This window comes from Pseudomonas sp. NPDC087803 (assembly GCF_044742995.1).
GTDB lineage: Bacteria > Pseudomonadota > Gammaproteobacteria > Pseudomonadales > Pseudomonadaceae > Aquipseudomonas.
In genome coordinates this window covers 429,331-453,290 of record NZ_JBIUVO010000001.1, presented here as the reverse complement: position 1 = coordinate 453,290, position 23,960 = coordinate 429,331, and the positions used below count along the sequence as shown (strand labels likewise).

At 62.0% G+C, this 23,960-nt stretch carries 12 protein-coding genes; 9 read left to right on the top strand and 3 right to left on the bottom strand.

Annotated features, from left to right (window positions below):
- Positions 1-429 precede the first annotated feature (429 nt).
- Together ACIOUG_RS01855 and ACIOUG_RS01850 are read left to right on the top strand one after the other, a co-directional pair.
- Positions 430-1,542, top strand: a complete 1,113-nt coding sequence (locus tag ACIOUG_RS01855) for a substrate-binding domain-containing protein (RefSeq protein WP_401062057.1) — start codon at positions 430-432, stop codon at positions 1,540-1,542.
- 203 nt (positions 1,543-1,745) lie between these two features.
- Positions 1,746-14,243, top strand: coding sequence for a filamentous haemagglutinin family protein (locus ACIOUG_RS01850; RefSeq protein ID WP_401062055.1), 12,498 nt, complete (start codon positions 1,746-1,748; stop codon positions 14,241-14,243).
- Between the two features lie 65 nt (positions 14,244-14,308).
- Here the strand turns inward: ACIOUG_RS01850 and ACIOUG_RS01845 are convergent, their stop codons facing one another.
- The 3 genes from ACIOUG_RS01845 to ACIOUG_RS01835 form a co-directional block, all read right to left on the bottom strand.
- Entirely contained in the window at positions 14,309-14,578 is a 270-nt protein-coding gene (locus tag ACIOUG_RS01845; protein WP_401062053.1) for a type II toxin-antitoxin system RelE/ParE family toxin, read from the bottom strand.
- On the bottom strand, positions 14,568-14,759 hold the full coding sequence (locus tag ACIOUG_RS01840; protein ID WP_401062051.1) for an antitoxin: 192 nt from the start codon (positions 14,757-14,759) through the stop codon (positions 14,568-14,570). Before ACIOUG_RS01840 ends, ACIOUG_RS01845 begins: the two co-directional genes overlap by 11 nt.
- Positions 14,760-15,029: 270 nt before the next feature.
- On the bottom strand, positions 15,030-15,977 hold the full coding sequence (locus ACIOUG_RS01835) for a transporter (protein ID WP_401062049.1): 948 nt from the start codon (positions 15,975-15,977) through the stop codon (positions 15,030-15,032).
- Positions 15,978-16,187: 210 nt separating this feature from the next.
- Here ACIOUG_RS01835 and ACIOUG_RS01830 point away from each other — a divergent pair, with 210 nt between their 5' ends.
- From ACIOUG_RS01830 to ACIOUG_RS01800, 7 genes are all read left to right on the top strand, one after another.
- Positions 16,188-17,228: an AraC family transcriptional regulator gene (locus ACIOUG_RS01830; RefSeq protein WP_401062047.1), complete on the top strand. Its 1,041-nt coding sequence runs from the start codon at positions 16,188-16,190 to the stop codon at positions 17,226-17,228.
- Positions 17,229-17,369: 141 nt separating this feature from the next.
- A complete protein-coding gene (locus ACIOUG_RS01825; RefSeq protein WP_401062045.1) occupies positions 17,370-18,257 on the top strand; it encodes a Dyp-type peroxidase in 888 nt (295 codons plus the stop codon).
- Between the two features lie 25 nt (positions 18,258-18,282).
- Positions 18,283-19,251, top strand: a complete 969-nt coding sequence (locus tag ACIOUG_RS01820; RefSeq protein WP_401062043.1) for a Gfo/Idh/MocA family protein — start codon at positions 18,283-18,285, stop codon at positions 19,249-19,251.
- A gap of 223 nt (positions 19,252-19,474) precedes the next feature.
- Positions 19,475-20,221 (top strand): GntR family transcriptional regulator, encoded by a 747-nt coding sequence (locus ACIOUG_RS01815; protein WP_401062041.1) that lies wholly within the window; start codon positions 19,475-19,477, stop codon positions 20,219-20,221.
- Between the two features lies 1 nt (position 20,222).
- Complete coding sequence (locus ACIOUG_RS01810) at positions 20,223-21,953, top strand: fumarate reductase/succinate dehydrogenase flavoprotein subunit (protein ID WP_401062039.1); 1,731 nt, start codon at positions 20,223-20,225, stop codon at positions 21,951-21,953.
- A 25-nt stretch (positions 21,954-21,978) separates the two neighbouring features.
- Positions 21,979-22,224, top strand: a complete 246-nt coding sequence (locus ACIOUG_RS01805; RefSeq protein ID WP_003225615.1) for a ferredoxin family protein — start codon at positions 21,979-21,981, stop codon at positions 22,222-22,224.
- Positions 22,225-22,453: 229 nt separating this feature from the next.
- Complete coding sequence (locus tag ACIOUG_RS01800) at positions 22,454-23,857, top strand: ABC transporter substrate-binding protein (RefSeq protein WP_401062037.1); 1,404 nt, start codon at positions 22,454-22,456, stop codon at positions 23,855-23,857.
- Positions 23,858-23,960 lie beyond the last annotated feature (103 nt).

Genomic DNA, 23,960 nt, shown 5'->3' with positions numbered 1-23,960 from the left:
AGTGTTGTTAATGCGATCTGTGTCACACCACAGAACCTGTGGGAGCTGGCTTGCCAGCGATAGGGCCATGCAGAACAACAAATAATTCAGACTTTTTTCCAAGGCTTCAGCATCACCCGAGTCAGGATTCCCCCATCCTCGGGTTCTCCTCTCTGTCATCTGCAACCACCCCGCAACGGCTGCAGCCAATTTCAGCCAAACCCACGATCCAGACCTCTCGCAATCCCCCGCAAACACCCGAGAAATCTCCCTGAAAAAGCCCGCGCAGCTCCCGAGGTTTTTTCCTTTATCTGTCACCGCAAGATGCGAATTTCTCAGTGCGACTTAACCACGGACCCCGCTTGCGAAGGTCAGCGGTGAGTCTTCCCAGTGTCATGCAAGACCCCTGAAAACCTGTGTTCACAACCAACGTTGAAAAGGAGATTCTTCATGTTCAAGCGCACTCTGATCGCAGCTTCCCTGACCGTCGCCGCGCTGGCTTCCGCTCAAGCCATGGCCGTCACCGGTGGTGGTGCAACGCTGCCAGCCTCTCTGTACAAAGGTTCGGCTGACAGCATCCTGCCTGCCAACTTCAGCTACGCCGCCATCGGCAGCGGCGGTGGCAAGACGGCTTTCCTGACCAACAATCCAGCGGGCTTCAGCACCACCGGCACCGTGCACTTCGCCGGTAGCGACTCGATCCTCAGCGCTTCGGAAATCAGCACCTACAACACCACCTACGGCGCTTCGTACGGCCCGCTGATTCAACTGCCTTCGGTGGCCACTTCGGTTGCCATCCCTTACAAAAAAGCCGGCCAGACTGCGCTGAACCTGACCAGCGCTCAGTTGTGCGATGCCTTCTCCGGCGCTAAAACCACCTGGGGCGCGCTGCTCGGCACTGCCGACACCACGCCGATCCGCGTTGTTTATCGCAACGTTTCCAGCGGTACTTCGGAAATCCTCAGCCGTCACTTGAACTCGGTCTGCCCGACTCAGTTCGCTACCAACTCCACCTTCACCAACGCACGTCTGCCAGCCGGTTCGGCGCTGCCGTCGAACTGGGTTGGCGTGGCTAACACTGCCGACGTCGCCCCTGCCGTAAACGCCGTTGACGGTTCGATCGGTTATGTCGGTCCGGACGGTGTCGACGCCACCAGCAACGCTGTCGTTGCTCGCGTCAACGGCGTTCAGCCAACTTCGCTCAACGTCACCCTGGCACTGTCGTCGGTGTCCGCGCCTTCGACGCCTGCCCAGGCTGCAAACCCGGTCAACTGGTCGCCAGTGGTGGCTAACCCGGCTTCGGGTTACAAACTGGCTGCCTACACCAACTTCATCTTCGGTCAGTGCTACAAGGATGCAGCCGTGGCCGCCGACGTCAAAGCCTTCCTGACCACCCACTACAGCAACCCGGGCAACAACACCGCGACTCAGGCGCACAAATTCGTCGCCGTGCCTAACGCCTGGAAAACCGCAGTCACCGCCAACTTCATCACCAACACTTCGGGCAACAACCTGGACATCAACAACGCCAGCGTCTGCAACGCTATCGGTCGTCCTTTGTAAGCTCGCGCTGTCGTAATACCGATGACGGCAACCTTCGGGTTGCCGTCATTTTTTTTGGCTCGAATACACGCCGAACATGAAGTTTGTGTGACATCCGTTCGGTCGCGCCTCTCGCCAACTGCCTATGTCGTAACAGCAGGTTTTTGCAGGCCTGCGGCATCTTTGGCAACCAAAGTGTGGCAATCAAAAAGGATCTCGTAGTGATGCTCGCTCGCCCATCCCGTCGTCGTACCCATGTTCTGCCATCCAGACGTGAAACCCTGGAACCGTCGCTGTGGCTGCTCAAGCCATTGGCGCACGCCGTGGCGTTATGTCTGGTGGCGGGCAGTGCGCAGGCGCAGACGGCGTTCAGTTCGAGCTGGTTTGCCGCCAAGGGCGCCGCACAGCAGGCCGCGGCCGCGCGTCCGGGCGTGGGCGGATTGCCGGGGATGACCCCGCCATTGGCCCAGCAGCAAAAGGCCAATCAGCAATTGCAGCGTTCGATCCAGACCCTGAACAACACCGTCGCTGCGATTGCCGCGCAACAAGCGGCGCAGGCGGCCGGACGCGCTGCCGCACTGGGCACGGTGCAGGTCGTGCCGGACGGTCTGGGCGAGGGCGGTTTGAAAGTCGATAACAGCCTGTCCCAGGGTTGGCAGAACGCCAAGGGCCCGCAACAGACCCAGGCCGATGGCAAGACCACGGTGAAGATCGAGCAGACCGCCGACAAGGCGATCCTCAATTGGGAAACCTTCAACGTCGGGCGCAACACCAGTGTTGAATTCGCTCAGCAGGCGAACTGGGCAGTGCTCAATCGGGTCAACGATCCGAATGCACGGGCCAGCCAGATCCAGGGCCAGATCAAGGGCGACGGCACGGTCATGCTGATCAACCGCAACGGCATCGTGTTCAGCGGCAGCAGTCAGGTCAACGTGCGCAACCTGGTGGCGGCAGCGGCGAATATCACCGATATCCAGTTCCGCGACCGAGGGCTGTATTTCGACAGCAGCGGCACCCAGCCGACGTTCACCGATGCCGCCGGCAAAGTGCTGGTGGAACGCGGTGCTTCCATCGAAACCCACAAACCGGCGGCGTCTACCGCTGCCGGTGGTTACGCCTTGCTGCTCGGCAGCGAAGTGCAGAACGACGGCAGCATCAGCACCGCCAAGGGCCAGACCGTGCTGGCCGCCGGTGACCGTTTCTACATTCGCAAGGGCTCGGGCACTGAGGGTAATGCGCTGTCCACCACCTTCGGCAACGAAGTCATTCCCGGTTTCAAGGCGGGTGCTGTGGCGGGCAACGTCACCAACAACGGCTTGATCCAGTCCGCCACCGGGGACATCACCCTGACCGGGCACGAGGTGCTGCAAAACGGTGTATTGCTCGCCAGCACTTCAGTGGCGACGCGCGGCACGATTCACCTGACCAACCCGAGCAGTGACGGCAACGGCAGCGTCACGCTGGGGCAGGGCAGCGCCACGGCAATCCTGCTCGACAGCAGTGATCTCACCGCCCTCGACAGCCAGCGCGACGCGGCCCTGACCAATGTCAGCGCGAACAACCGGATCCGTGGCGACCAGTCACGCATCGAGCTGCAGAGCGGCGGCACTGTCGAGTTTCAGAATGGCTCGATCACCCTGGCCACCGGCGGCCAGGTCGCGGTCAATGCGCAACGCCGCAGCCTGGTGCGCGACGGCGCGATGATCGATGTGTCCGGTGCCCTCGGCGTCAAAGTGGCGATGGAAAACAACAGCATCAAGATCAACGTGCAAGGCAACGAGCAGCGCGATGCCTCGGTCAACCGCGAGAAAGGCGCGCTCAACAGCAATGACATCTGGGTCGATGTGCGTGATCTGGTGTATGTGCCGGCGGGCACCAACGGCTATGCCACCGATCGCTGGTACACGGCGGGCGGTTTGCTCGAAGTCGGTGGTTATCTCGGCACTCAGGCCCACAGCGTCGGCGAATGGATGGCTCAGGGCGGCACAGTGAGTTTTGCCGGCAACGATGTGGTCACGGAAAAAGGTTCGTTGATCAACCTGTCCGGCGGCACCCTGGATGTGCAGAGCGGCGAGATCCGCCAGAGCTGGCTGCGTGGTGCCGACGGCAAGTTGTATGAAGTGTCGCGTGCGCCGGGGGACCTGCTCTACACCGGCCTGTACAAAGGCTATGAAGACAGCAGCCAACGCTGGGGCCAGACCAGTTATTACTACAGCCCGCTGATTGCCCCGCGTTCACGTTTCGAGTCGGGTTACACCGTCGGTCGCGATGCCGGGCAACTGGTGATCGCCACCGCCAATGCGGTACTCGACGGGCAAATGATTGGCGAGGTGTATCAGGGCGAACGGCAGAATCAGGCGCCGAAGCCGGTGCTCGATGGCTATGAGCAGAGCCAGACCGCGCTGGCGCGGCGGGCGCAATTAATTGTCGGCAGTTACGACCCGACCTTCGTCGCGGCGTCGAATGGCCTGCTCTACACCCTCAATCCATTGCTCGATCAGGTGCAGATCGGTGGCGCGCGCCCGGTTGCCGGAAATGATCTGGACCTCACCGGCGCGGTGTCCGATACCCGCAAGGGCAAGCTGTATCTTGATAACGATCAGCTCAACGGGTTCCACCTTGGTGCGCTCAAGGTTCCGGCCAAGGATCAGATCGCCGTTGACGGTGCGCTGACGGTCGATAGCGGTGGCGACATCACCCTCTACGCCCCGGATGTTCAGATCGGCGCCGACCTGACTGCTCGCGGCGGCAGTCTGCGTTTGGGCAACGTACTCAATCAGTTCAATGGTGGCGCAAACACCGACACTCGCCTGGCGGCCAAAGCCGAAAAAACCACGCAAACCCGCATCGCCGAGGGCGTGCATCTCGACACCCGAGGGCTGTGGAGCAACCTGCGCACCAACCCGGACGATAACGCCCGCCTCGCGTATCTGAACGGTGGCCTGATATCGATCCGCAGCAGCGCTGATATCGACGTCGCTGCCGGCAGCCTGCTCGACGTTTCTTCCGGTGGCGCCATGCTCGCCAATGGCAAGACCCGGGGCGGCAAGGGCGGTGATTTGACGCTGGAGTCCAGTGCGATTTCCGCGCCGGGCAAAACCCGTCTGAACCTCGATGGCGAACTGCGCGGTTACGGCGTCACGGGCGGCGGTACCCTGACGGTGCAGGCCAACAGAATTCTCGTTGGTCAGACCGATAAAGCCCTGGCAGACAACACCCTGCAACTGTCCACCGACCTGTTCAGCAAGGGGTTCTCCGCCTACAACCTGATCGGTCTCAGCGGGCTCGACGTTGCCGAAGGCGCCGCGATTGATGTGACTCTGCCGGTGTACCGTTTCGGTGATGCGGCACCCAACCAGGTCAGTGGCGTCGATCCGCGCACGGCGCTGGAGCTGTGGACACCGACGCTGTTCCAGGAAAACCCGACCAAGGGCGTGCTGACCCAACGCGCCGGCGCCAGCCTGACACTGCAAGGTGGCGCGACGCTGGTCGGGCTGATAGACGCGGCCAACAGCCCCCTGACCCTGGGCCGTGGCTCGCGCATCAGCGTCGACCCGGGGCAGAGCATCAAGCTGCGTGGTGCCGGGCAGATCACCGTCGACGGTGAACTGAATGCCTGGGGCGGCACGATCGATATTCGTCAGCAACAATTCGGCTCGATCCAGCCGGCCACTTCGATTCAAGCGGCGGATCCGAACGCACATGATCGCTCGATCTGGATCGGCGAGCAGGCCGTGCTGGATGTCGCCGGGCGTGCGAATACGGCGACCGACACCCTGGGCCGCACTTACGGGCAGGTCGGCAAGGGCGGCAGCATCATCATCGGCGGCGAGATCGATGCGAAACTGGCAACCGCCACGGCTGCCGATGCCTACGTGATTGTGCGTCCGGGCGCGCGGCTGGATGCCTCGGGCACCGAGGCCGTTGTGGATATCGCCGGTCAAGGCCCGACGCGTATCGCAACGGACGGCGGGCGCATCAGTTTGAGTGCTTATAACGGTCTTTTCGTTGAAGGCAACTTGCGTGCGGCAGCGGGTGGCGTCGGCGCGGCCGGTGGTCGTCTGGAACTGGCGCTGGAGACGCCGCTGTATTCCGATTCGGCGAGCAACGCGGTGCGGGCACCGAGGGAAATGATCATTGGCCAGGCGGCAGGGAACGGGCTGCTTCCCGCGAACCTGCAACCCGGCGAAGGCGCCGATGGCTTGCGTTACGGTCAAGCCCGTTTGAGTGCCGATAGCCTGATGACGGGAGGGTTCGACAATCTCAGCCTGCTGAGCAACGGCCTGTTGTCGTTTGACGGTGACGTCGATCTGCGCATGAATCAGAGCCTCAGTCTGTTCGCCGGAGCGCTGTCTCTCGCCGAGAATTCCAAAGGCTCGGCACGGGTCGATTTGAGTGCTCCATACCTGCGTCTGTCAGGGGTGGGCACCTACTTTGCAGGCTTCGGCATGATGCGCCCACGGTTGCTCCCTGGCCCGACGGCCCGATTGTCCGACGCAACATTCAATGCCTCCGCGAACTTGTTGGACGTGGGCAATGGCCTGTCCTTCGGGACTCAGGGTTCGATCCTGCAACGGCCGGCGCCGGCCGTTGAGTACAGCCGTCGGGCTTTCGGTCTGGTGAGCCTCGACAGCAGCGGCGACCTGCGCTTCCTCGCGCCGAATGATGGCGCGGAGAAAACCCGGCTGTGGACGCCGGGCGACTTGAACCTCGGTGCGGCGCAGATCTATCCCGCCACCGGTATTCAGGCCGAGGTGCGCGTCGGTTATCAGGGCGAGGTTCCGGTTTCTCAACACACCTTGCGGATCAGCGGCCACGGAGCTGCACCGGCTGCAGTGCCGTACTCGGCATTCGGAAAGCTGATTTTTTCCGCCGCGTACATCGAACAGGGCGGTGTCTTGCGTGCACCGCTGGGCAAGATCGTATTGGGTGACGATTTGCTCAGCACCACTCACGAGGTTCGTCTCCTGCCGGGCAGTCTGACTTCGGTCAGCGGTGCCGGCCTGGTCATGCCATACGGTGGCACCACGGACGGTATCGACTATCGCTATAACGGCAAATCCGTGGTGCTCGACGGCATCTCTGGCGAAACATCAGGCGTGTCGATCGGCACGCAGTTCGCCGATGTGCAAAGCGGCGCGGTCATCGACCTGTCCGGCGGTGGCGATCTGCGTGGCGCCGGTTTCGTGTCCGGTCGCGGGGGTTCCACCGATGCACGTTTCAACCCGCTGGTGCGCAATGCGGCTGACGGCACCTTCAGCCTGCCGGGGCTGGCGAACAACCCGGTGTATGCCATCGTGCCCGGCAACCAGAGCAGCTATGCGCCGATGCTGGCCGAAGCAGGTGCGGTCGATCCGCGCATTGGCCAGCAGATCACCATTGGCGCCGGTGTGCCGGGGTTGGCGGCGGGAACTTACACACTGTTGCCGTCAACGTTTGCCCTGATGCCTGGTGCGTTCCGGGTTGAGGTAAACGGTCAGGCAGCACCCGGCGTGACAACGGGGGCGTTGCCACTGCGCAATGGTTCATGGGCCAGCAGCGGGCAGATGTCGATTGCCAATACCGGCCTGCGTGACAGCCTGGCCAGTCAGGTGATTCTCACGTCAGCCGATGTGTTGCGTCGTTACTCGCAGTACAACGAAACCGGTTTATCCCAATTCATCCAGAGCGACGCCGCCCGGCGCGGTGTGCCACGCGCGCTGGCACCGAGGGACGGCAAGACACTGGATCTGCGCCTGGCCCCCGGCGGCAAGCAAGACATCGCTTTGCAGTTCGACGGGCGCGCACTGTTCGACGCTGCCGAGGGCGGCATGGCCGGCACGGCGGTGGTACGTGGCGGCTACGCCGGCAGCAGCTTCGAGATACTGGGCGCGGGCCGTGCACCGACCACCGGCTTCAACGGTGTGTCGTTGTATGCCGACACGCTCAACAGTCTCAATGCGGGACAGTTGACCATCGGTGCGATGCCGAATGTCTTGTACAACACTACCGCCAACGTCATCGGCTTCCTGGGCACGAGTGAAAGTATTGTTTTGCGTGAAGGGGCGATTCTGTCTGCGCCGCAGGTTCTGCTGCGCACCACGTCAACGCTTGGCGGCATCACGGTCGAGGCGGGGGGCGGGATCAATACGCTGGGCCGCGGCAACGTGGCCTACGATTCATTGGCCGGTTTCGTTTATGAGCCGAAAGCCTCCAGCGTGCTGCTCGTTTCCAATGGTTGGACCCAGGTGCTCGCGCCGGAGCTGGCCAGCATGATCAGCGGTGCGGGCAGTATCCGGATCGGCACTTGCGCAACGAATGCGTGCAGTAATCCGGCCCTGCTGTATTCGAACGGCAGTATTACTGCCGTCACGGATAACCAGTTTGAACTCAGTGAAGCGGTGCGTTTCGGCACCCGTCATCTGGCATTGTCGGTCGGCTCGGTCAATGCCGGCAGCGCCGAAGCACTTGCAGCGGCGGGCAGCCGCGTGCCCGCCGGCCTCACGCTCAACCAGAACGTACTCGACCGCTTGCTGCGCGGTGATACGCAGTTTGGCGCGCCGGCCCTGGAAACCCTGAGCCTGACCACTCGCGACGCCTTCAATTTCTACGGCAGCGTCAGCCTCGACACGATCGACCCGCAGACCGGCCAGAGCAAACTGCAGAATCTGGTGCTGGTCACTCCGGCAATCTACGGTCTGGGCGATGCCAACGATGTGGCGAGTATCCGTACTGCCAACCTGATCTGGAACGGCGCTACCCAGAGCCCGGGCGCAGTCATCACGGGCGGCGCGGGCACCGGCAGCGGCACGCTGGACATTCAGGCCCAGCGGATCGAGCTGGGTTACGGCCCGATGCCTCAGGCCAGCGGGCTGGATCAGAACAATCGTCTGGCGCTGGGGTTCGCCAACGTCAACCTGAGCGCGAGCGAGCGCTTCACCGCCAATCACAAGGGCAGCCTGGCGGTGTATCAGGAGCAGGGCGCCTACGATCCGCTCAAGGGTTACAGCTACAGCGGCGGCAATCTGAATCTGCGTACGCCGTTGCTCACTGGCGAGGCAGCATCAGTCAGCCTGCTCAAGGCCGGCAATAGCCTGACCTTAAGCGGCGCCGGGGCTGCCAGCGTGGCCAACGCCCTGGGTGCGGAGTTGAACCTTGAAGCCCGCGATGTCGTGCTCGACAGCCGTATCGCATTGGCCAGCGGCAAGCTGACGGTGAAGTCCGAAGGCGATTTGACCCTCGGTGGCAATTCCGTGCTGGACTTGGCCGGACGTACCTTGCCGTTCAACGATGTCAGCAAATACAGCTGGGGCGGCGACGTATCGCTGTACAGCGCCAACGGCAGTATTCGTCAGGCTGCGGGCTCGCGGATCGATCTGTCGGCGAAGAACAATCAGGCCGGTAACGTCAGCGTCGTCGCGTTGGCCGATGCGGCCGGGATGGTCGATCTGCAAGGCGAGATTGTCGGTGGCAGCAGCGGTTACTACGACGCCGGCGGCACCTTGGTGCCGTACAAGGCCGGTGGCGTGGACATTCGCGCGCAACGACTGGGCGGTGACGCCACTGAGCAGTTTGCCGCGCTCAATCAGCGCTTGAACGCAGGTCAGGTGTTCGGCAGCCGCAGCCTGCAGCTCAAACAAGGCAACCTGGTGATCGGCGACGGTCTCAAGGCCGGTGAGGTCAATGTCTCGGTGGACAATGGCAGCCTGACGGTGGCCGGTCTGATCGACGCCAGCGGCGAGCGTGTCGGCAGCATTCGTCTGTCGGCGAAAAATGGTCTGACCCTGGCGGGCAACAGCGTACTCGATGCCCATGGTCGTGTACTGCGGGTCGACAGCTACGGCAAGATCATCGATGCGCCGAACCGCGCCACGGTCGAACTCAACTCCGGTGATGGTCTGCTCACGTTGGGCAGCGGGGCGCGTATCGACCTGCGCCACGGCACTGATGCCGTGCCCGGTTTCCTCGCCGGGCAACACGATGGAATGCTGCACGGCACGCTGGAGCTGAACGCGCCGCGTCTGGGCAGCAATGACATCGCCATCGACGCCAGCGGTGCGCTGACCATCCAGGGTGCACGCTCCATCGGCCTCAACGGTATGCGCCGCTACACCGATGCCCGCGATGGTGTCGACCCGGCGGTCAGTGGCCGACCGTATCAAGTCATCGATCAGGCCATGCTCGAGCGCATTCATGGCGACAGCAACGACTTTATCAACGCCGCACTGGGCAACAACGATCTGCTGCAACGCAAACTCGCCGGGCTGAACAACGCCACGTATGCCGATGCGTTCCATCTGCGCCCCGGGGTGGAAATCGCCAGCAAGACCGCAGACGGTGATCTGGTGGTGGAGGGCGATCTGGACCTTTCGGGTTATCGCTATGCCAGTCTCAATCCGCACACGCGGCTGGACCCATCGGTTTACGGTTCAGGTGAGGCCGGTAGTCTGGTCATTCGCGCCGGTGGCAACCTCGATATTTACGGCAGCATCAACGACGGCTTCGCGCCGCCGCCGGAAACCCAGGATGATGCCGGCTGGAAACTGATTGCCGGCGTGCAACCGTTCGGTGGCGATCTGATTGTGCCGGGGGCCGGCGTTTCGCTGGCCGAGGGCACACAGTTCCCGATAGGTGTCACGCTCAATTACGACGTAACCATTCAGGGCGCGGTGTTGGCCAGTGGCACCTTGTTGCCGACTCAGGCGGTGCTGGGTGAGGCGTATACCTTCAGCGCCGGAACCGTGCTGGCGGGGGCGATTCACGACCGCAACGGTAATCTGCTGTACGCCGCCGGTACGCTGCTCAGCGACAGCGTGACATTGCCTGCCGACACGCGTCTGGGGGCCGGCATCCGCTTGAACAAGGCCACCGCTTTGCAGGCGATGAACTGGCCCAAGGGTGTGCCGTTGCCAAGCGTTTACGACGCAGATCTGACTACGTTCTCCGGGGTGAAATTAAAGGGCGAACTGGCCTTGCTGCGCGGTTCGCTGATTCCCTCGATGACCGATGTGAAGCTCGCCGAAGGCACTTCGCTGATCGAGTTGCGGCCGTTCAACGGCACACAGCAAGGCAAGAACTGGGCGGTGGCCAGCATGTTGCCGTCCGGCAGTGCTTCCTGGTCGATGCGCGTGGTCGCGGGCGCAGATCTTGCTGCGGCCGACAGCCGTGCGGTCAAACCGCTGACCGCTGAAGGCAATCTGCGGCTGGCGGACAGTCATTACGGCGCCAACATCACCACGGCGACGGGCAAGCTGGTCTGGGCTCCTGATAATCCCTTTTTTACTCCCTACGAGCCGGTCCCTGATGACATGCTCGAGTATTGCCAGCAGATTGCCGACTTGTGCGTACCCATGGCCCGTTGGGTCTGGGCGCCAGGCAGTGGAATGGGGCCGGACTACGAACCGGTTCCCGAGGAGGCTCAATTCATTTGTGATCTGCAGCCGGAACTGTGCATCGGCAACAATCCCGGGAAAACGGCCAAGGCCCATACGCAGATGTTCAGTGTTCTGCGCACCGGCACGGGTGATCTCGACCTGATCGCAGCAGGCAATCTGAGCATGGATTCACCGTTCGGCGTTTACACCGCCGGCACCCAATCAGCGAGTATCGATCCGCTCTATAACCAGCCGCGCGGGCATCTTTCGGATAACAATTCGGTGCTGGGCACGGCCGGTGCCGCTTATGAAAAATGGGTCGACGGCGGTAGCGACAGCCTTTATCAGGCCTGGTATCCGCAGATGGGCGGCAACCTGACAATCAATGCCGGTGGCTCGGTCTCCGGTGATTCGGTCGGGACGAAAGCCCAATCGACGGCGGGCGGGTTCCGCGAGCAGATGGCCAGTGTGGCTGTGGGCAACTGGCTGTGGCGCCAAGGCACGGGCAGCCCGGATGTGCCGACGGCCTGGTGGATCAACTTCGGCAGTTATTCCACTCAGATGAACTCAGATCGGGAGATCAATACTGAACCGTACCTGGTGGGTTTCACCGGTTTCGGCACCTTGGGCGGTGGCAATATCAGCCTGCGGGCGAGTGGTGATGCCGGCATGCTCAAACCGATGGGCGATGCCGTTTTCTACCCGCGCAGACAGGGGCTGATCGTCGCGGTAGGCAGCACCGGTCGAGTCGCCAGCGATGGCAGCGTGCAGATGACCGGTGGGGGTGACATGGATATTCGTATCGGTGGCACGCTCAACCCTTCGCTGCAAGCGCGGGCCGGAGAAACCGGCTTCGGCCAACCGAATCATGATCTACAGGGCGCGCTGATCAACCTGCGCGGCGCGGCACACATGACGGGGGGAGCACTCGGCGGCATCAACCTGCAGTACGGCGCCGGCGCCGTGTTCAATGATCTTCGGGAAACCCGCGCACTTGATCCGTTTACCTCGACCACCGGTAGTGCTTCCGGGGGCGTGGTGCTGATTCCGGGTGACTCGGGCATGAGCCTGAGCAGCCGCGGTGATCTGGTGTTGGGCGGTGCCGCGGATCCTGGTCGAGTCAGTCTGATGAACGCCAGCCCGATCATGGCGGCCGACGCCAGCGTTCAACAGGGCGGGATCCTCAGTGGCTTTTCATTGTGGACCGACCACACCGCAATCGATCTGTTCTCGGCTGGCGGGAACCTGACGCCGGGCACACAGATAGCCGAATCCAGTACATCCAACGGCCTGATCACGGGCCGCAATAGCTCGCCTACCGACGGCCGGTTTGTCTATCCATCGATTCTGCGCGCGGTGGCGGGGCAGGGATCCATTTATGCGGGGCCATCGGCGACGTTCACTGGCGTAAACAACTACCCGCTGCAAGGTTACTCACTGCTTCTGGCGCCGTCGAAGTCGGGACAGCTTGAACTGCTGGCAGGTGACTCTATCTACGCCGGTGGCTATGCGATCAACCAGTCGGGGGCCAGCCCGATGGCCATGGCTACCCCGTTCAACCCGGCATTCAATGCCTACGCCAACAGCAACGCCGGCAACCCGCTGCGCACCAACTACAGCGACGATGGCGTGGCGCCAGAGGGCAACGTGCGATATCCGCTGTTTGCCTTTGGTCCCAACAGCTACTCGGGGTTGAACGACGTACAGGGGCCGGCGCGATTCTATGCGCTGACGGGGGACCTGGTGGGCGTTCGCAGTGGCGAAACATTGAGCTTTTCCACTTCCAGACGCACCTGGTACGAAGCGGCGGGGTCTGTGTGGATGATCGCCGGACGCGACATCGTTGCTTCCGGCACTACCCTGGGGCAGCCTGCGGCCGTGCCGACAGTGGAAATGAGTAGCGGCAAGGAGGACATTTTTTCCACCGGCAATCTGTTCGTTCATAACGATCCGCGAGATGTATCGCGGGTTTCGGCGGGCCGCGACATTCTCTACAGCAGCTTCGATATTGCCGGCCCCGGCACGCTGGATATCAATGCCGGGCGCAACATCCTGATGGAAAATCGCGCCAGCATCACCAGCCTCGGCGCGATAGTGGCCGGGGATACGCGGCCCGGTGCCAGCGTGGTATTGCAGGCGGGTACGGGCGCGCAGGGGCCGGATTACACAAGGTTCATCGCGCGTTACCTGAACCCGCAGAACCTTGCCAATCCGAATGCCGCTCTCAACGGCCAGCCGGGCAAAGTGGTCAAGACCTACCTCGACGAATTGCAGAGCTGGCTGACCCTCGGCTATGGCTTCAGTGGCAACGCCGAGCAGGCACAGGCGTTCTACGCCGCGCTGCCGAGTGCCGAGCAGGCGATCTTCGCCCGCCAGGTGTACTTCGCCGAATTGCGCGCCGGTGGCCTGGAATACAACGACGCCGACGGGCCGCGCAAAGGCAGTTATCTGCGTGGTCGCAACGCCATTGCCGCACTGTTCCCGAGCACCGACGTGGCGGGCAATCCGCTGCGCTACGACGGCGATATCACGCTGTACGGTGGTGCCGGGGTCAAGACCTTGTTCGGCGGCGACATCCAGATGCTCACGCCGGGCGGCGGTCAGGTATTCGGCATCGAAGGCGCGGCGCCGCCGTCCACGGCGGGGATCATCACCCAAGGCTCGGGCAACATTCAGCTCTACTCCCAGGGCAGTATTTTGCTCGGCCAGAGCCGGATCATGACCACCTTCGGTGGCTCGATCCTCGGCTGGTCGGCTGAGGGTGACATCAACGCCGGTCGCGGCTCGAAAACCACCGTGGTCTACACCCCGCCGAAACGGGTGTACGACACTTGGGGCAACGTGACCTTGTCGCCATCGGTACCGAGCACCGGCGCCGGTATCGCCACGCTCAACCCGATTGCCGAAGTCGCACCCGGCGACATCGACCTGATCGCGCCGCTGGGCACGATCGATGCGGGCGAGGCGGGGATTCGTGTGTCGGGCAACGTCAACATCGCTGCACTGACGGTGGTCAACGCTGCCAACATTTCGGTGCAAGGCAAGGCGACCGGGGTACCGGTGGTATCGGCGGTGAACACCGGGGCGATCACCTCGGCCAGTTCGGCGGCATCTTCGGCAACCCAGGCTGCTGAGGACGTGGCGCGTCAGCAGCAAGCAGCAGCGCGGCAGAACCAGGCGTCGGTGTTCACCGTGCAGGTGTTGAGCTTCGGCAACGAACAACTGGCGCCGAGCCGTGATGGTGCCAACCGTGCCCCGGCCACCGGTTACAACCCGAACAGCCCGGTGCAGGTGCTGGGAGCGGGGACGCTGGATGAACAGGCGAAACAGCAGTTGACCGAGGAGGAGCGCGGGCAACTGACGTTGTAAAGGACTCTCGTGTAGTACTTTGGGCGGCCGGTGGGTCGCCCTTTTTTTGAGTGGAATGGAGAGAATCAGGGATAAGCTTGTCGAGCATGCAGAAGGTTCAGGATCTCGATGCAGTCAGTCACCCGATAAACCACCACATAATTGGGATGGACAACAATTTCCCGGGTGCCGGCGACCTTGCCGAAGCGATAAAGGTAGGGGTGACGTGGGAGGGCCGAAGTAGCCGCTTCGATGGCGGCGTTTAGTTGACTGGCCGCAACGGCGTTACGGTCAGCGATGTAGTTCAGGGTTTGCCAGAGTTGAGTGCGAGCTTCAGGTCGCCAGTCAACCCGCACTGTTTTTGTGGAGTTTCGATTCGATGAGGGCGCGCATTTCGGCCATCACCTGCTCGTGGGGGATGTTGGCCCGCGGATCATCCATCGAGGCCTGTACCTGTGCCCGGAACCAGCGATCGTAGCTGGCGGCCTGCTCTGGGGTTTCGAAGTCTGAAGCGATAAGTGAAAGTTCGGCGCTCATAGTGACCTCCATGATCAATGTGAAGCAGTCTAAGGGGGATGTGGCTCGCTGTCGTCACTGGCAAGACGAAGTGCCAAGTATCCCCAAGCACTGGCGGGAAAGATGTCAGACGTTTCCCTTGCCTCTAAGGGAAAGTCGACGCACGTCGTCATCGGATTCCCCAACAACACCGCTCCCTGTAGGAGCTGCCGCAGGCTGCGATCTTTTGACTTTGTTTTTTAAAAGCCAGATCCAAAGATCGCAGCCTGCGGCAGCTCCTACAGGTCGAGGTCAGAAGGCGTAGGGGATGCTGACCTTGGCCCAGAGCATTTCGCCTTCGGGGCGGTTTTCCACGTCAAACTCCTTGGCCCAGCGAATCTCCGCGCTGGCGTACTTGAGAAAGGTGAAGTGCAGCGCCGGGCCAATCGCAAACACCTGGCCGCGTACCCCGTCGTTCACGTCTTGCCCGGCGAACTGCACGGTGTGGCCGTACTGTTTGTCGTCGGTGGTCTGCTTGAGGTAGTAGCCGTTAAGACCGAGCATCACATCGTCGGTGATCTTGTAGCTGGCCGAGTAATCGAAGTGGAAGATCTGCCCGGACTTGTAGTCGGTGTCCTTGTTCTTCTCGTTGAAGCTGTAGGTGGTCTTCAGTGACACCTCGGTCTTGTCGGTCGGCAGCCAGGTGAACGAGAACAGCGGTTTGTAGGTGTAGAAATTGTTGCTGGTGTTGGCCAGCCGATCGACGCTGTATTCGCCGGTGGGCACGGTGACTTCCAGTGCGGCCCCGAGGGTCAGGTTCTTGCCCATGTCCCACAGGATGATCGGCGCGATGGTGGTGTCGCCCATGCCTTCGCGGGTATCGCTGAGGCCGTATACCGAGACTTCCTGCTTCAGCCACGGTTGGGCGATGTAGCCGGCCAGACGTCCGCCGAACACGCGCACCGGGCTCAGGTAATCAATGCGCGGGATGACGGCGGTGGATTCGATCTCGACATTCGGCACCTTGCCGCCCAGCGAGCTGATGTTGAGCTTGGTCGACTTGTAATGGTTGTAGTAGAGGTTGAACGCGACCATGTTCTCCGGAAGGCTGTCGACTTCCAGCGGCAGCATGAAGAACCCGTCGGTGCCGGGGCCGATGTTGTCGACGCCGGCCTCGGTGGCCAGGGCCGGCAGCGACGCGGTGCAACCGAGCAAAGTCAGTGCCAGACGCAAGGGGAATGTGGCGCGGTTCGGGCTCATGGCTGTCCTCATTATTATTGTGGTGGGACGGGGCGCCGCTACGCAGAACGTCCGGCACCATAGAAATAAGCGCTTGGCGCCCGACGGGGCAGGGTATTGGCGGACAGTTAGGGGGACATCTGCGGACAGTCGGCCAACCCTGTGCTAACTTCCTTCGACATAACCGGTTACAAAAATAACAATCAAGCGTGATCCGGAATGTCAGCCCCCATGAACGTAAAAGTCCAAGACCCCACTTTCGAACTGGCGCTGGTCTCGCCGTTTCTCCTGCAAACCCTCGCCGAAGTCGTGCAGAACAAAGGCATCGAGCCCGAAAGCCTGTGCCGTGGCCTGGGGTTCACCCTCGAAGATCTGCAGGATCCGACGCAGCGGATTTCCTACCGGCAGGCCGTGGCGATGATTCAGCGCGCGCTCAAAGTGCTGCCCAATCAGGGCCTGGGGTTGTGGGTTGGTGCGCAGAATGTGTTGGGCACGCTGGGCTTGCTCGGACATGTATTGTCGCTGTGCAAGACCTTGCGTGATGCCTTTGCCCTGGGCATCCGCCACCAGCACACCTCCGGCGGGATCGTGGTGTCCAGCGTCGATGTGGTCGGCGAGCAGGTGCGCCTCGATGCCGAATGTCGCTTGCCGTTCGCCGATGTGCAGGTGTTCGCCGTCGAGGAGTTTTTCGCCAGCCTGCTGGTGTATGGCCGGGCACTGGTGGGCACCGAGTTCAAGGCGATTGCCGTGGAGTTCGTGCACGCCGCGCCGGATTACTTGAGCGAATACCACCGCTTGCTCGGGCCGGATGTGCGCTTCGGCTGTCTGCACAACCGCATGCTGATCGATGCCCGCTGGCTGGACGTCAACCTGCCCAATCATCATTCGCTGGCGTTGCGTCAGGCGGTCGCTTTACTGGAGCTGGAAGCGGCGCAGGTGCACCAGAAACTCGATCTGATCCAGGCCGTGGAGCGGGCGATTGCCCGGGACTTGAGCCGCGGCAGTCATATCGAAAAGATTGCCGGCGACCTGAACATGAGCAGCCGCACTCTGCGCCGCCGTCTGACCGAGCATGCTCTGACGTTCGAGGCATTGCTGGAACAGGTGCGCCAGGCGCGGACCATGAGTCTGCTGGCCAATCCGGACATGCCCATCGAGCGCATCACCGAAGAGGTCGGTTACAGCGACGTGCGTAGCTTTCGTCGGGCGTTCAAGCGCTGGACGGGGATGAGCCCGAGTGCGTGGCGCCAGGAGAGCATCGTTACCCTTTGAAGATCAAAAGATCGCAGCCTGCGGCAGCTCCTACAGGGATCGGTGTAGGAGCTGCCGCAGGCTGCGATCTTTTGACTTTCAGAGCCCCCACAAAATCTCCGGCTACAGGTAAACTCCCGCGCACTTTCCCAAGGAGTTCACATGAGTTACTACCAGCCGGGCATTCTCGCCACCCCTGTTCCTGCGCAAGCACGTCACCTGTTTTTCGCCCTTGAGTCGGTAGCCGCACTGCCGCAGGCGATCGACAACCTGATGAATCTGGTGGACGGCAAGTCGGCTGTGATCGGTTTCGGTGAATCCCTGACCAAGGCCCTGAATGTGCAGATCGACGGTCTGCGCAGCTTCCCGGCGATGACCGGCGTCGGCGTGGATAACCCGTCGACCCAGCACGCACTTTGGGTCTGGCTGCACGGTGTCGACCGTGGCGAACTGCTCAATCGCTGCAACGCCTTCGAAGCCGCGCTGGCCCCGGCGCTGCGCCTGGTGCAGGCGCAGGAAACCTTCCGCCACAAGGACGGCCATGACCTGACCGGCTACGAAGACGGCACCGAAAACCCGCACGATGACGCCGCGATTGCCGCCGCGTTGCTGGGCGAGGGCGCTGACGGGCTGGTCGGTGGCAGCTTCGCCGCGATCCAGCAGTGGCAGCACGACCTCAAGGGTTTCCACAAGCTGTCCGCTGAAGACAAGGACAACATCATGGGCCGTCGCCTCAGCGACAACGAAGAGATCGACGACGCGCCAGTCTCCGCCCACGTCAAACGCACCGCGCAGGAAAGCTTCGCCCCCGAAGCCTTCGTCGTGCGTCGTTCGATGCCGTGGATCGAAGGCGAGCGTGCCGGTCTGATGTTTCTCGCGTTCGGTGTTTCGCTGGACGCGTTTGAAGCCCAACTGCGGCGCATGAGCGGTCTGGAAGACGGCATCACCGATGGTCTGTATCGCATCAGCCGGCCGATCACCGGCGGCTACTACTGGTGCCCGCCCATCAAGGACGGCCACCTCGATCTGCGCGCCTTGCGCATCGGCTGAGTGTTTCAAACCAAGGGAGTTGAGCATGGACGTGGTGCGGTGGGGCATGATCGGTTGCGGCAGCGTCACCGAACGCAAGAGCGGGCCGGCCTTCTACAAGGCGCCCGGCTCGGCGCTGGTGGCGGTGATGGGCCGGCGCCTTGAAGCGGTGAGCGATTACGCCGCGCGCCATCGCATCGCCCGGGTCTACACCGATGTCGATGCGCTGATCAACGACCCCGAGGTGGACGCGGTGTACATCGCCACGCCCCCCGACAGTCACCACGCCTACAGCCTGAAAGTCGCCGCCGCCGGCAAACATTGCTGCGTCGAGAAACCGATGGCGCTCCACGCCGGACAAAGCCGCGAAATGCAGCAGGCGTTTGCCGACGCCGGTCTGCATTTGTTCGTGTCCTACTATCGCCGTTCGTTGCCGCGTTTTGCCCAAGTGCGGCAATGGTTGCAACAGGGCCGCATCGGCGAGGTGCGGCAGCTGAGCTGGACGCTGACCAAGGCCCCCTCGGCGGCGGATCTGGACGGCAGCGCCAACTGGCGAACCGACCCGAGCGTGGCCGGTGGCGGTTACTTTGCCGACCTCGCCAGCCATGGTTTCGACCTGTTCCAGTACCTGCTCGGCGACATCGTCGAAGTCGCCGGTTTCACCGCGTGCCAGGCCGGGTTATATGCCGCCGAGGATGCGGTCAGCGCCAGTTGGCGCTTCGCCTCCGGAGCGCTGGGCATGGGTTGCTGGAGCTTTGTCGCGGATCGGCGCGAGGACCGGGTGGAGATAATCGGCAGTGGAGGGCGCATCAGTTTTTCCGTATTCGATGAGCATCCGGTCCAGCTATTTGCCGACGAACAGATCAGTCTGGAAATCCCCCATCACGAACACATTCAGTGGCACCACGTCCTCGGCATGAACGCGCATATCCGTGGTGATTCGCAGCATCCCGCTGTCGCCGAACAAGCCCTCAAAACTGATTGGGTGATGGACCAGATCCTCAAACGGTACTGATCCTCCAGACCACAACATCATTTCCTTGTGGGAGGGGGCTTGCTCCCGAAGAGGCCGGCATTGCTGGCATTTCCATCGCCTGACACACCGCCTTCGGGAGCAAGCCCCCTCCCACAAAGGTCTGTGTGTCGTCGTGTCTAAGGTTATGCCCATTCGGTATTTCTCAAGCTTGTCATAACGTCTCTAAGATCACGTCATAACTCGTTATAACAAGTGATCCCCGATGACCGATAACGTCCTGTCCCTCAGTAGCGTCCCGCTGCACACCCAACTGCGCGACGTGCTGCGTGCGCGCATTCTCGATGGCGAATACCCGCAAGACAGCCAGATGCCGTCCGAAAGCGAACTCGGCACGCTGTTCAAAGTCAGCCGCATCACCGTGCGCCAGGCGCTGGGCGATCTGCAGAAAGAAGGGCTGATCTTCAAGATCCACGGCAAGGGCACCTTCGTCGCCAAGCCGAAAACCTTCCAGAACGTCAGCAGCCTGCAAGGCCTCGCCGAATCCATGACCGGGCGCGGTTACGAGGTGATTAACCGCCTGCGCAGCTTCAAATTCATCTCTGCCGACAAACGTGTCGCCGAGCGCCTGCAAGTCGCCGAAGGCGAGACCGTGGCGCAGATCAAACGCGTTCGGCTGATCAACCGCGAGCCGATTTCGCTGGAAATTACCTACCTGCCCAAAGCCATCGGCGAACGCCTGGAGAAGGCCGATCTGGTCACCCGCGACATCTTCCTGATTCTGGAAAACGACTGCGGCATCGCCCTCGGTCACGCCGATCTGGCCATCGACGCAGTGCTGGCCGACAGCGACCTGACCCAGGCGCTGAACGTCGAAGCCGGCTCGCCGATCATGCGCATCGAGCGTCTGACCCACGACGCCAACGGCCAGCCGCTGGACTTTGAACACCTTTACTACCGTGGCGATGCGTTCCAGTACCGCCTGCGGATCGACCGGCAAAAAGGGGCGTGACATGACCCGCAAGACCTTAGAGCAGGAATACGACATCGTCGTGATCGGCGGCGGCACCGCCGGCCCGATGGCGGCGATCAAGGCCAAAGAGAAGAACCGTGATTTGCGCGTGCTGCTGGTGGACAAGGCCAACGTCAAACGCAGCGGCGCGATCAGCATGGGCATGGACGGCCTGAACAACGCAATCATTCCCGGGCACTCGACGCCGGAGCAGTACACCAAAGAAATCACCATCGCCAACGACGGTATCGTCAATCAGGCGGCGGTGTATGCCTACGCCACTCACAGTTTTGAAACCATCGAGCAACTGGACCGCTGGGGCGTGAAGTTCGAGAAGGACGAGACCGGTGATTACGCGGTGAAAAAAGTCCACCACATGGGCGCCTACGTGCTGCCGATGCCGGAAGGGCACGACATCAAAAAAGTCCTTTACCGGCAGTTGAAACGCGCGCGGGTGAGTATCACCAACCGGCTGGTCTGCACCCGTTTGCTGACCGACGAGGAGGGTGCGGTCAACGGGGTGATGGGCTTCGACTGCCGCACTGCCGACTTCCATGTGATCAAGGCCAAAGCGGTGATCCTTGCCTGCGGCGCGGCCGGACGCTTGGGGCTGCCGTCCTCGGGCTATCTGATGGGCACCTACGAGAATCCGACCAATGCCGGCGACGGCTACGCCATGGCCTATCACGCCGGGGCCGAGCTGGCGAACCTCGAATGCTTCCAGATCAACCCGTTGATCAAGGACTACAACGGCCCGGCCTGTGCCTACGTCACCGGCCCGCTCGGCGGCTACACCGCCAACAACAAGGGCGAACGCTTCATCGAGTGCGACTACTGGAGCGGACAGATGATGTGGGAGTTCCACCAGGAACTGGAAAGCGGCAACGGCCCGGTGTTCCTCAAACTCGATCACCTGGCCGAGGAAACCATCCAGAACATCGAGGAAATCCTGCACAGCAACGAACGCCCGAGTCGCGGTCAGTTCCACGCCAATCGCGGCACTGATTACCGCACGCAGATGGTCGAGATGCACATTTCCGAGATTGGCTTTTGCAGTGGTCATTCGGCGTCCGGGGTGTGGGTCAACGAGCGGGCCGAGACCTCGGTGAAAGGCTTGTATTCAGCGGGTGACATGGCCGCTGTGCCACACAACTACATGCTTGGCGCGTTCACCTACGGCTGGTTCGCCGGGCACAACGCGGCGGATTTCGTCGCCGGGCGCGAGTTCTCGACGCTGGATGCCGCGCAGATCGAAAAGGAACAAGCGCGGGTCTACGCACCGCTGGATCGCGAACACGGGCTGCCGCCGGCGCAGGTCGAGTACAAGCTGCGGCGCTTCGTCAACGACTACCTGCAACCACCGAAAGTGACCAAGAAAATGCAGATCGGCTTGCAGCGTTTCAGCGACATCGAACGCGACCTCGATCAGATGAAGGCCAACAACGCCCACGAACTGATGCGTGCCATGGAAACCAGCGTGATCCGCGACTGCGCCGAAATGGCTGCGCGAGCCTCGCTGTTCCGCGCCGAAAGCCGCTGGGGCCTGTACCACTACCGCGTCGATCACCCGCAGCGCAACGACAGCGAGTGGTTCTGCCACTGCCATTTGAAGAAGGGCGAAGACGGCCGCATGACCAGTTTCAAGAAACCCGTCGAGCCTTACATCATCCCGCTCGATGCCGAAGAAATGCAGGCCTACGACCGCTTGCGGGTCGGCGCTTTCGCCGCTTGATGCATCACCAGAGAGAGTCCGAACCATGGCCTACCAAGCCCAGGAAATTTTCTTCCGCTCCAACGCCCCAGTCACCGTGGACGAAGACAAATGCATCGCCGAAAAAGGCTGCACCGTGTGCGTTGACGTCTGCCCGATGGACCTGCTGGCGATCAACCCGGCCACGCAAAAGGCCTACATGGCCTTCGATGAATGCTGGTACTGCATGCCGTGTGAGAAGGATTGCCCGACTGGCGCGGTGAAAGTCGACATCCCCTATCTCCTGCGCTGAACGCTTTCCCCTGTAGGAGTGAGCCTGCTCGCGATAGCGGTGTGTCAGCCAACACAGCGCCATCTGACACACCGCTATCGCGAGCAGGCTCACTCCTACAGAGATTTACGACACCCTGAGCTACCCGGAAACACCGGACGCTGGAATAACTGAAACCCCCTCGTTTCCCACCGCGCCCTGATCGCGGCGGAGACGAACATCCAATAAATGATTCGAGGGGAAACACACCATGTTGCGTGCAGCACTCGCCGGTCTGGTACTGGCTTCATTGACCCTGTCGGCCTCTGCCGAAACCATCCGCATCGCCATCGGCACCCAGGACACCACCATCAACTGCGCCGCCGGCGGGCTGTTGATTCGAGAGCTCGGTCTGCTCGACAAATACCTGCCACACGACGGCGCCTACAAAGACGCGAAATACGACGTGCAGTGGAAAAACTTCACCAGCGGTGCGCCGCTGACCAACGAGATGGTCGCCGGCAAACTCGACTTCGGCGCGATGGCCGATTTCCCCGGGGCGTTCAACGGGGTGGCGTTCGAAACCGCCGGCAAGCACAGCCTGTTCATCAGCGTGCTGTCGGGCAGCATCAAGGGCAGCGGCAACGGCATCGTGGTGCCGAGTGCGTCCGGCGTGCAGGCGCTGAGCGAACTCAAGGGCAAGACCATCTCGGTGCCATTCGCCTCGACCGCCCACGGCATGCTGCTGCGCGCGGTGGCGGCGCAGGGCTGGGATCCACTGAAAGACGTGAACATCATCGCCCAGCCACCGGAAGTCGCCGGCTCCGCGTTGCAGGCCGGCAAGATCGACGCCCACGCCGATTTCGTGCCGTTCGCCGAACTGTTCCCGAGCCGTGGTTTCGCCCGCAAGATTTACGACGGCGCCCAGGCCAATGCACCGACTTTCCACGGCGCGCTGGTGGATCAGGCCTACGCGAAACAGTACCCGGAAATCGTCGTCGCCTACCTGCGTGCGAGCATCGAGGCCAACCAGTTGCTGGCTGCTGAACCTGAGAAGTACAGCGAGCTGATCGCCAAGGTCACCGGCGTCGATGCCGAGGTCAACTACCTGTTCCACGGCCCGCTCGGCGTACAGACCCGCGACCTGAGCTGGAAGCCGGAATATCGCCAGGCGGTGGGCACCGCGATCGACACCCTGAAGCTGCTGAAGAAGGCTGATCGCGGCCTCGACCTCAACACCTTCATCGACGATCAGTACATCCGCGCCGCCTTCAAGGCCTCGAATCTGGACTACACCGCGCAACTCGCCAACTACGCGCAAACGCCGTTGAAGGCCACGGATGCGGCGACTGGCAAACCTATCTCTGACTTCAGCCATGTCGCGGAAATCTGGGTGCGTGGCGAAGACAAGGTGCGCCAGTACGCCTCGGCGGAGTCGGCGTTCACCGCGCTCGCCGCACTGAAGCAGGAAGGCAAAAACATCCGCGCGGTGTATGCCCAGGCCAGTGACAGCGGGATCAAATTGCTCGCCGATCAGGCGTGGTTCGCCAGCGATGCCAAGGGCCGCCTGAGCGCGTTCCTGCTCAAGGGCCAGGCCCAGCAATATGCGGCGGCGCAGGGCGGCAAGGTCTTCGATTTCACCGATGCCACCGCTCAGGCTGTAGCCACCCGCTAACCCGGAGAACACCGCTCCCCCGTGTAGGAGCTGCCGAAGGCTGCGATCTTTTGACTTTGATTTTAAAAAGCAAGATCAAAAGATCGCAGCCTTCGGCAGCTCC

Excerpts from the sequence above, each read along its gene's own strand:
- ACIOUG_RS01855 (WP_401062057.1), top strand. The coding sequence starts at position 430 with ATGTTCAAGCGCACTCTGATCGCAGCTTCCCTGACCGTCGCCGCGCTG.
- ACIOUG_RS01850 (WP_401062055.1), top strand. The coding sequence starts at position 1,746 with ATGCTCGCTCGCCCATCCCGTCGTCGTACCCATGTTCTGCCATCCAGA.
- ACIOUG_RS01840 (WP_401062051.1), bottom strand. The coding sequence starts at position 14,759 with ATGAGCGCCGAACTTTCACTTATCGCTTCAGACTTCGAAACCCCAGAG.
- ACIOUG_RS01835 (WP_401062049.1), bottom strand. The coding sequence starts at position 15,977 with ATGAGCCCGAACCGCGCCACATTCCCCTTGCGTCTGGCACTGACTTTG.
- ACIOUG_RS01830 (WP_401062047.1), top strand. The coding sequence starts at position 16,188 with ATGAACGTAAAAGTCCAAGACCCCACTTTCGAACTGGCGCTGGTCTCG.
- ACIOUG_RS01825 (WP_401062045.1), top strand. The coding sequence starts at position 17,370 with ATGAGTTACTACCAGCCGGGCATTCTCGCCACCCCTGTTCCTGCGCAA.
- ACIOUG_RS01820 (WP_401062043.1), top strand. The coding sequence starts at position 18,283 with ATGGACGTGGTGCGGTGGGGCATGATCGGTTGCGGCAGCGTCACCGAA.
- ACIOUG_RS01815 (WP_401062041.1), top strand. The coding sequence starts at position 19,475 with ATGACCGATAACGTCCTGTCCCTCAGTAGCGTCCCGCTGCACACCCAA.
- ACIOUG_RS01810 (WP_401062039.1), top strand. The coding sequence starts at position 20,223 with ATGACCCGCAAGACCTTAGAGCAGGAATACGACATCGTCGTGATCGGC.
- ACIOUG_RS01805 (WP_003225615.1), top strand. The coding sequence starts at position 21,979 with ATGGCCTACCAAGCCCAGGAAATTTTCTTCCGCTCCAACGCCCCAGTC.
- ACIOUG_RS01800 (WP_401062037.1), top strand. The coding sequence starts at position 22,454 with ATGTTGCGTGCAGCACTCGCCGGTCTGGTACTGGCTTCATTGACCCTG.